This window comes from Bradyrhizobium sp. Leo78 (genome assembly GCF_059512425.1).
This window is the reverse complement of record NZ_JCAMOT010000097.1, coordinates 1-7,444: the sequence shown is the minus strand read 5'-3', so window position 1 is coordinate 7,444 and position 7,444 is coordinate 1. Positions and strand designations below refer to the sequence as shown.

Sequence of the window (7,444 nt, the reverse complement as noted above, 5' to 3'; positions counted from 1 at the left end):
AACGGACGCGAGATGTACGAGCACGCCTGCAAGGTCGGACTTGAGGGCGTGGTTTCGAAAGTGCGCAGTAGCCGCTATGCGTCAGGCCAAGCCGCCGAGTGGTTGAAGGTGACTTGCCGCCAGCGTGAGACGCTGACAATCGCTGGGTTCGCCTTGGACGAAGGCAAATGGGACGGGATCTATCTCGGTCGGCGCAAGGGCGACGAGTTGTTCTATGCGGGCAAGGTCGACCACGGCTTCGACAAGGCATCGGCCGCGGACTTGCAGAAGCGCCTGACGCCGCTGATTAGGAAGACCCAGCCCTACAGCAGGCGCATTGCGCACAAAGGCATCTGGGTCGAGCCGAAGCTGCTCGCCGAGATCGAGTATCGCGCCAAGTCGGCGGAGGGCAAGGTGCGGCATCCAGTCTTCAAAGGCTTGCGGGAGGACTTGCGATGAGATGGTGCGCGCGTTGCGATAACTGCCGGTTTGTGTGCGAGAACCACCTGGACAGGCCGTGGGAAGGGCCGCGAGCTTGCACATGCGGCGGAGCCGGCGCCCCGTGCCCGTGGTGCAACAGAGGTAATCCGCCCGAGATGCCGGAGGACGTTGAGGCGACGGTAACGGCGGATGATGACCTAGATTGAGGAGTCTCTCTGATGACAACAGTCTGGATCTACGAAGGACGGAACACCTTCAAAAAATTCGATACCGAAGATGACGCGCAGGCGTGGCTTAAGGAAAACGATCCGGAGGGCGTCGCCATCGAGCACCAAATAAGCGAGCCGCTGCCCGCCGGGTCGGCCGATCGATATGGGGTGCCGAAAGCGGATGAAAGGAGCTAGAGCGATGAAAACTATTGAAATCGAACCTTACGACCCCGAAGAACGCACATGGTCGGAGCCCGAACCGGCCACGAGCTTTCGCACCATTGACGGCCTCCCGATTTACTTGTGCGACAAGCGCGACCTTGTGCACGCCTGTGAAGGCGCCGACATCCACCCCGGTGTGCGAGTGTACTGGACGCTTTGCGGCAAAGACGCATCGAATGATTTGGTTTATCTGGCTAAGGAACGAAGCGATCACCTGCCCGCTCTGCCAGGAACTGGCGCGCGTCGCAAACGACCCGTGACGCTATGCGTGTGTTTGATGTCGGCTATGCCCTCAACAGCGGCGAGACGGCGGACATTCCCCGAGGTCCGAGTCGAGCCATAACCGGAAGCCGCTAAATCTGTTACCTCTTGGCGATCAGAACGCCATCGTGCCAACGCGGGCAACGGCTAGTCCACTACCCGTCAGCACTGTTCGCCCGTCCCTATCGATCGACGCACCGGTCCAATTATAACAATTGTATGACACCCGGAATGCGCCAAAGGCCAGCTGACCTTCATATTCGACATGGGTGGAACCGAAGATCGGTGCTACCCAACGCCAGTGGAGAAGAGCACCTTTTGCAGCTTGCGTATTTTCGCGCTGCAACTGCATCGAGACTGCCGTTTGCACTGACTCTCTTCCCTTACTCGCCGCGCTCATGTCGCGGCGCAAGCCCCTAAAATTGATCCGTTCGTGTCGATGAGGACTCACGCTTGAGCCGACATCCGGTTGGAATATCCGAATTTGCAAGTGAGTTGGATCTCAGCGCGAGTAGCGACAGCAGATCTAAACATATGTCAGGCCGCCGCTTCGCACCGCCCGGAATGAAGTGCCTCACCGCGGGTCATCTGCAGTGACGCGTCCGGGCGGAATGCCTAACTGCCTCCTGGCAACACTGCCGGTATCGGATCTCGATCTGTTGCGGCCCGCGCTGGAGACGGTCGCGCTTGATCAGGACGCGATCCTTGCGCGAGCGGGGGACGAGATCGACTATGTCTTCTTCCCTCGCAGCGGCGCCATCTCGCTGATGATCGACATGGCGGACGGACGGACGGTCGACACCGCCGTCGTCGGGCGCGAGGGGGCACTTGGCCTTCTTTCGGTGCTCGGGTCGTCACCTTCGGCCACTACCGCGATCGTTCGTGCAGCGGGCACCGCCTCGCGAATCCCCGCGTCGCGATTTCAGGCCGCTTTCAACCGGAGCCCTACGATCCGGCACGCGGTCCAGATGCACGGCAGGGCGATGCTGATGCAGTTTCAACTGGGCGCAGCCTGCAATGCACTGCATACGGTCAAAGACCGCATGGTCCGATGGCTACTCCATTTTTGCGACTGCATCGACCACGACGTTCTTCCGCTCACCCAGGAGACCTTGTCGCAAATGCTTGGTGTGCGACGAACGACGGTGACGCTCCTGATGCGCGATCTGCGCGCATCAGGAGCGATCAAATCTGATCGACGAGGCCAAATCGAGATCGACCGGTTGCGGCTCGCGGCCGCGGCGTGCGAATGCCACGGCAATATGCGACTCGAATTCGAGAAGATCTTCGCGATGAACACGGCCCGACCTATCTCATTGGCCGTACCAGATGAAGGGCGTATCCCCTGAAGGGAAGCGTGGTTTTGCATCACAGTAAATCCAGTTGCCCATGTCGCAGAAGGGTCAAAACCCGAAGAACTCAACCGAAGAAATCTAGTCCGCTGTGCCTCGCCAAGCGGACTTCGGTGACGTAGTTCACCACTTCGCCGATGGGCCAATAGCAAATATCGCGCGTACAGCGGGCCAAGAGGAATGCGTAACAGTGGCCGCCATTTCTAGGATTTCGCGCTGCGCCGCAGTAGTTTGCTCCACATCTGCCTCCTCTCCTTTGTAAGTGCGATGCGCTGCATCGAGATGACTGTCTTCTTGTCGGGTGAAAAGCAACAAACTCTCGACCAACCATACCGAGCGAAATGCGCGTTTCTTGCTGCGGTGCGCCTAAACATTGCCTTACGTCATAGCCCGAAAGTGCCAGAATTTACTCATCTTTTGCTGACGCGGGAATTTCTGCATGTGCAGGAACCCTGCCTCATGAGTTTGCATTGTCTATTTGTTTTCCATTTGTTGTGAGGCCGATCATGCGTCTCATTTTCAGGATGGTCGCGATTGCGGCAGCCCCGGCTTGGATGGGGATACACACGGACCCTGCTGCAGCACAGAACTTCGATGAGAGATGGTCCATCATTCCAAAGGCACACGCAGAGCCGGTACCTGAGGCACGCGACCAGTCTAAACAGGATTCGCAAACGCAACCTCCGGTCGGGGCAGAGCCGACACGTGGTTCGGAAGATCGCTCAGCGACTCGTTCTTCCAACCGAGTATTTTCCGGAAAGGCCTCCTACTATTCGTATCGGACAGGAAAGACAGCGAGCGGCTCTTCGTTCAACCGGAGCTTACTGACCGCAGCCCACCGCAGCCTGCCGTTCGGCACGCGAGTTCGCGTCACCGACCTTGAGAGCAACAGGTCGGTAGTCGTTCGTATCACCGACCGCGGACCGAGCGTTCGTGGCCGCGTCCTCGACCTTTCGCTCGGTGCCGCGCGGAGGTTGGGGATTACGGATCGTGGCGTGGCCCAAGTTCGCGCTGAGGTACTCTAAGCTTGTCCCTGCTAGGGAAAGTCTTCCATACCGCAGCATGAAATGGAAAGACACAAAGAATCAGGAGATGAGAGGCGATAGCGTCGTCCTTCGCCATCGCCAGCAGACCCATCTCTCGGCAGAGTTCGACGAAGCGCGCACATACCCTGCGCAGCGCCAGGCCGTTGTCCTTGCGGAAGTCCGCAATCGTCTTGTGATCGGGAGCGAGCCGACCCAGCAGCCACATCACCTTGACATAGCGCCCGGCCTCTCGTTCCAGCCGCCGGCTCGACTGCACCCGGTTCAGATAACCGTAAATGCAAAGCTTCAGGAGCACCGAGGGATGGTACGACGGCCGACCGGTGGCCGCCGGCTCCACACCCTCAAAGCCCATCTCAGCCAAACCGAGCGCATCGACAAATACGTCGATCACGCGAACTGGGTTGCTCTCGTCAATGAAGTCATCGAGACATTCAGGCAACAGCGTCCGCTGCCCACGATCCGCCTCTTCAACGAAGCGCCTCATCGATTCCCCCAAAAAATCACAGGAGAATCATAACAGCAGCCCAGTGTTTTCACACAGCCAGGGTCACGAGCCGTAATGCTCGCGGCGAGCAAAGCACGTCAGCTCTGCCTGCGAAAGAAGACATGAGCGAGACCTGCAAATCCGTCGCGATGGGCCAGTAGGCGACATCGCGGCGACGCGCTGAGGAGGCCGACACTGGGGTGGCCTCAATCGTCATCCTGCCGAGGGAACGGCGGGTCCGAGCATTTGGGCACTAAAACCCCGGCATGAGAATCAAATAGGCACCAAGCCGGACCTAAACTTTATAGAGCGCTCGGAACGAAATTTATCTGACGCGGTTTAGCGCGAATGATGCGTCGCTTCAGAAGGAGCTGAGCATGAAGAAAAGCATTCTTGTTGGGCTTGCTATCCTCACTGTCTCCACTTCTGCCGCTTCGGCATGGACTCATCAAAGCTACCGGAATAGCCACCGGCCTCACTATGGTTCCGCCTACGGCGCGACTAGGGCCGCCCAAAGCGAAGCCATGACCAACCGCGCTTACAACGCTTACAACAACGGCTATTATGGTCCGGGTTATGCGCGTTCAGGCTTCTGGCCGGCCGATGCAGCCGGCGCGGCGATTGGAACGGCCGGGGCCGTCGCCGCTGGCGCAGTCAATACCGCAGGCGCGATTGCAACGGCACCATTCCGGCCGGCTACTTCCTATGGCTATTACCCGGCTAATTCCTACGCCATGGCTCCGGGCGGTGTGAGCAGCAAGGACCACGCGCAGTATATGAAAAATCTGCGCGACTCCGGGTATGATCGGAAGAACGACTTCAACGCGAACGGGACCGTAAAGACGCAATAGCGCCAGGTCTCGTGGAACACCGAAGCTAGCGATCGCAAGACAGTAAAAAAGCCCGGAGGCGGAAGACCTCCGGGCGGCGGGCTTTGCGTGCGCAAAGCCTTTGCCCGCTGCGCCTTGCCATAGGCGCGACTGTCAACCGGGCGTCAAGAGTCAGGGAACGGCAACAGGCTTAAAACAGGCTCAAAGCGTCGGCAGCTAACGGTGACCGCACAAGCAACTCGCTCGCGTATCCTCGGCTGGTACGCAGCACTTCAAGCAATCCATGTCTCTTGTGGGTCAAAAGCGCCGTTTGAGAAGTCGGCCGGTCACTTCCGGTCCACCTCGGTCAGCGGACCATTTTACAGTTTGCCCGCACCCCGCATCGGGACTAACCAGACAGTGTAAGTGCCGCACTAGGGTCCAGTGCAGTGATCGCCGCCTGCACTGGCGGCATGCTTGCCTCGATGGAGGAGACATCGGCCCGAGTGGGGCTTCGTTTTGCGTGTGGTGGCTTCCGAGCCGGTCTGCCGCTGTTAGCTTATCGCGCGGGCCGAGCGTATCGCGCCATACGCTCGGCCCGTCCGTTGTCTGGCCGAGCGACTGTGCACAGGATGGCGTGCGGTGGGGGTCCGACGCTCCGTCACCACGAATGCAGCAGCAAGGATGAGACCCGCTCTCATCTGACCTCATCCCCTCACGGCGATAATCCTCCGCCTAGCCGCGCGAATAAGCTCCCTGATATCGAAGACCAATGGAGTCAGGGGAACTGACCTGTTCCGTGAAATGAGACCCGCGTCGCACTGGCAGGTGAAACCTTTCGAACTCTCGGTGTTTGGATTTGCTAGGAGAGTTGACATTGAAGCGAATCCTGAAACCGATCACTTATGTCTTGGCCGCCCTGTATTTCTTGGCGGACGCGGTTTTCATGGCCATCGCCAAGCCGATCTCGGATTGGCTGGCCAGGCGTGTGGTGCTGAGGCGATTGCGCGCCTGGATCAGATCGTTGCGGCCCTACCCGTCGTTGGCGTTGTTTTCGGTGCCGGTGATCCTGCTGGAACCGGTCAAACCGGTGGCGGCTTATCTGGCTGCTACCGGTCAGATGGTGAGCAGTGTTGTAACGTTGATCGTCGGCGAGCTTCTAAAGCTCGTCCTGGTCGAGCGCCTGTTCAGTCTTACCCGCGACAAGCTGATGACAATTCCTGCCTTTGCTTGGGCGTACACAAAATTCCGCGAAGCCAAGGCATGGCTGAAAAACACCGAGGCCTGGCAAGCCATTCGCGCAATAAGCAAGGCTGCCCGTCAGTATCTAACCGAGATGAAAAAATCCGCTGCAGTGGCGTTTCGGCGGCCTTGAGAGACTGCGGTTCGCGGCAATCCGAAAAAGGTCTGTACCCGAGCCGGGCAAGCCTGAGCGGGTCGCATTGCCCCCAGTCTTTCGTTGCGCGCCAGCACCCACTCGGCCGGCACGTAGAGATCAGCGAAAGCGGCAGCTCCAGCGCCAAGGTTGCAGCGTCGCCACATTGCCAAACCGACTGTGAAAGATGGGAAGGCTGACGTGACTCACCTTCGAGCGGCACCATCGAATTGATGTCGCATTTGAGTCACGAGCCGGCGTCGAAGCTCACGCTGAGCAACGTCCGCCCTAGCCGTGACAGCGGAAATCCTGAAGGCTCCCGGTGATGCTCTTGCGGCAACTTCGTCACGATGCGGTGCAGTCGACCGGGCCACCATGCCAAGGCGGTCCACGCGACCGAATGCGTCGTTACCAGTCGAGTCCGCCATCCGGCTCAGATTGCCCGTCCCGCAAGTGGCCTGATAGCTACGCCGCCTCGAGTAGGAGCCAGCCTCGGGTCATATTCTGAATTCGTCCATCCGCCGGCCTGATGCCAACTGCTTTGCCAGCCAGTGCGGGCACTTGCCTCGACCGGCCCAGGTCTCAGCCGGATCATCGGGATTTCGATATTTCGGAGAGACTCGCGGATATGGTCGCCGTGCGGCAATAGGCCGTTCTAATCGATTCAATCTGTCGACCAGCCGTCGCCTCTCTTGAGTGATCTTCTCCTTCAGCACGTCCGAGATTTCCACGTGCAAAGTCCATAGATGGTCAAGATCCATTCTTTCGAGTTCAGCGCGTCTCATTGATGTGTCCCCGTTCTCGAAGTCGCAGGCCCACCGGGTAAAAACTAAGATTTCTCATCTTGGTTAAACTGAGACTAAAATGCGCAATTAAATCGGATTTTGGTGGCGAGCGCGGATTATCTCGGCGCCTCTGAGCCGTTCTCCGTTCAAGATTCGGGCCTCGAACTTGCGGCGCTGCACCGCGGTTGTTCTCGAGGATGCCAATTCCACCAGGGGGCGCCAGCCGACGGTGCGAAATATCTCCGGCCGTTCGCCATATAGCCGGGCTACGCGCATCATCTCGGTGACGAGCAAGGGGTCGTGAAGATCGAATTGCTCGCGAACAGCCCGCCCGAAGCGCTTATTATTTGGCGTGGCATCGCGCAGCGCCGCCAGCTTGCACCCAGATCGATCCGACGCTCTATATGCGCTAGATCGCGATGAAGTTAGGTTCGTGCATATCCTGAGTTTGCCAAGTAGCTTGCGCATTCTTTGGGCGTGA

Annotated in this window: 7 protein-coding genes and 1 pseudogene; 6 read left to right on the top strand and 2 right to left on the bottom strand. The window is 58.8% G+C overall.

Annotation, left to right across the window (positions count from 1 at the left end):
- The 4 genes from AC5ZG1_RS42955 to AC5ZG1_RS42940 form a co-directional block, all read left to right on the top strand.
- On the top strand, window positions 1-438 hold a 438-nt coding region (locus AC5ZG1_RS42955), incomplete at its 5' end, for an ATP dependent DNA ligase (RefSeq protein ID WP_496136428.1).
- A 200-nt stretch (window positions 439-638) separates the two neighbouring features.
- Window positions 639-824 carry a hypothetical protein gene (locus AC5ZG1_RS42950; RefSeq protein WP_130231043.1) on the top strand — a complete coding sequence of 62 codons (186 nt, stop codon included), beginning with the start codon at window positions 639-641 and terminating at the stop codon, window positions 822-824.
- Window positions 825-1,705: 881 nt separating this feature from the next.
- Window positions 1,706-2,461, top strand: a complete 756-nt coding sequence (locus AC5ZG1_RS42945) for a Crp/Fnr family transcriptional regulator (RefSeq protein WP_496136427.1) — start codon at window positions 1,706-1,708, stop codon at window positions 2,459-2,461.
- Window positions 2,462-2,970: 509 nt separating this feature from the next.
- The gene (locus AC5ZG1_RS42940) at window positions 2,971-3,489 is read left to right on the top strand and encodes a septal ring lytic transglycosylase RlpA family protein (protein ID WP_496114128.1); all 519 of its coding nucleotides are present in this window, start codon (window positions 2,971-2,973) and stop codon (window positions 3,487-3,489) included.
- Window positions 3,490-3,586: 97 nt separating this feature from the next.
- Here the strand turns inward: AC5ZG1_RS42940 and AC5ZG1_RS42935 are convergent.
- Window positions 3,587-3,994: pseudogene (locus tag AC5ZG1_RS42935) on the bottom strand (transposase); the annotation flags it as partial.
- A 377-nt stretch (window positions 3,995-4,371) separates the two neighbouring features.
- On the opposite strand from AC5ZG1_RS42935, the gene AC5ZG1_RS42930 reads away from it, so the two are divergent.
- The gene (locus AC5ZG1_RS42930; RefSeq protein ID WP_130231183.1) at window positions 4,372-4,845 is read left to right on the top strand and encodes a hypothetical protein; all 474 of its coding nucleotides are present in this window, start codon (window positions 4,372-4,374) and stop codon (window positions 4,843-4,845) included.
- Between the two features lie 835 nt (window positions 4,846-5,680).
- The gene (locus AC5ZG1_RS42925; RefSeq protein WP_130231185.1) at window positions 5,681-6,178 is read left to right on the top strand and encodes a hypothetical protein; all 498 of its coding nucleotides are present in this window, start codon (window positions 5,681-5,683) and stop codon (window positions 6,176-6,178) included.
- Window positions 6,179-6,675: 497 nt separating this feature from the next.
- Here the strand turns inward: AC5ZG1_RS42925 and AC5ZG1_RS42920 are convergent, their stop codons facing one another.
- Window positions 6,676-6,939, bottom strand: coding sequence for an H-NS histone family protein (locus AC5ZG1_RS42920; protein WP_456671273.1), 264 nt, complete (start codon window positions 6,937-6,939; stop codon window positions 6,676-6,678).
- Window positions 6,940-7,444 lie beyond the last annotated feature (505 nt).

What these genes read in the sequence shown, in the direction of transcription:
- AC5ZG1_RS42950 (WP_130231043.1), top strand. Translation starts at nt 639, where the DNA reads ATGACAACAGTCTGGATCTACGAAGGACGGAACACCTTCAAAAAATTC.
- AC5ZG1_RS42940 (WP_496114128.1), top strand. Translation starts at nt 2,971, where the DNA reads ATGCGTCTCATTTTCAGGATGGTCGCGATTGCGGCAGCCCCGGCTTGG.
- AC5ZG1_RS42930 (WP_130231183.1), top strand. Translation starts at nt 4,372, where the DNA reads ATGAAGAAAAGCATTCTTGTTGGGCTTGCTATCCTCACTGTCTCCACT.
- AC5ZG1_RS42920 (WP_456671273.1), bottom strand. Translation starts at nt 6,939, where the DNA reads ATGGATCTTGACCATCTATGGACTTTGCACGTGGAAATCTCGGACGTG.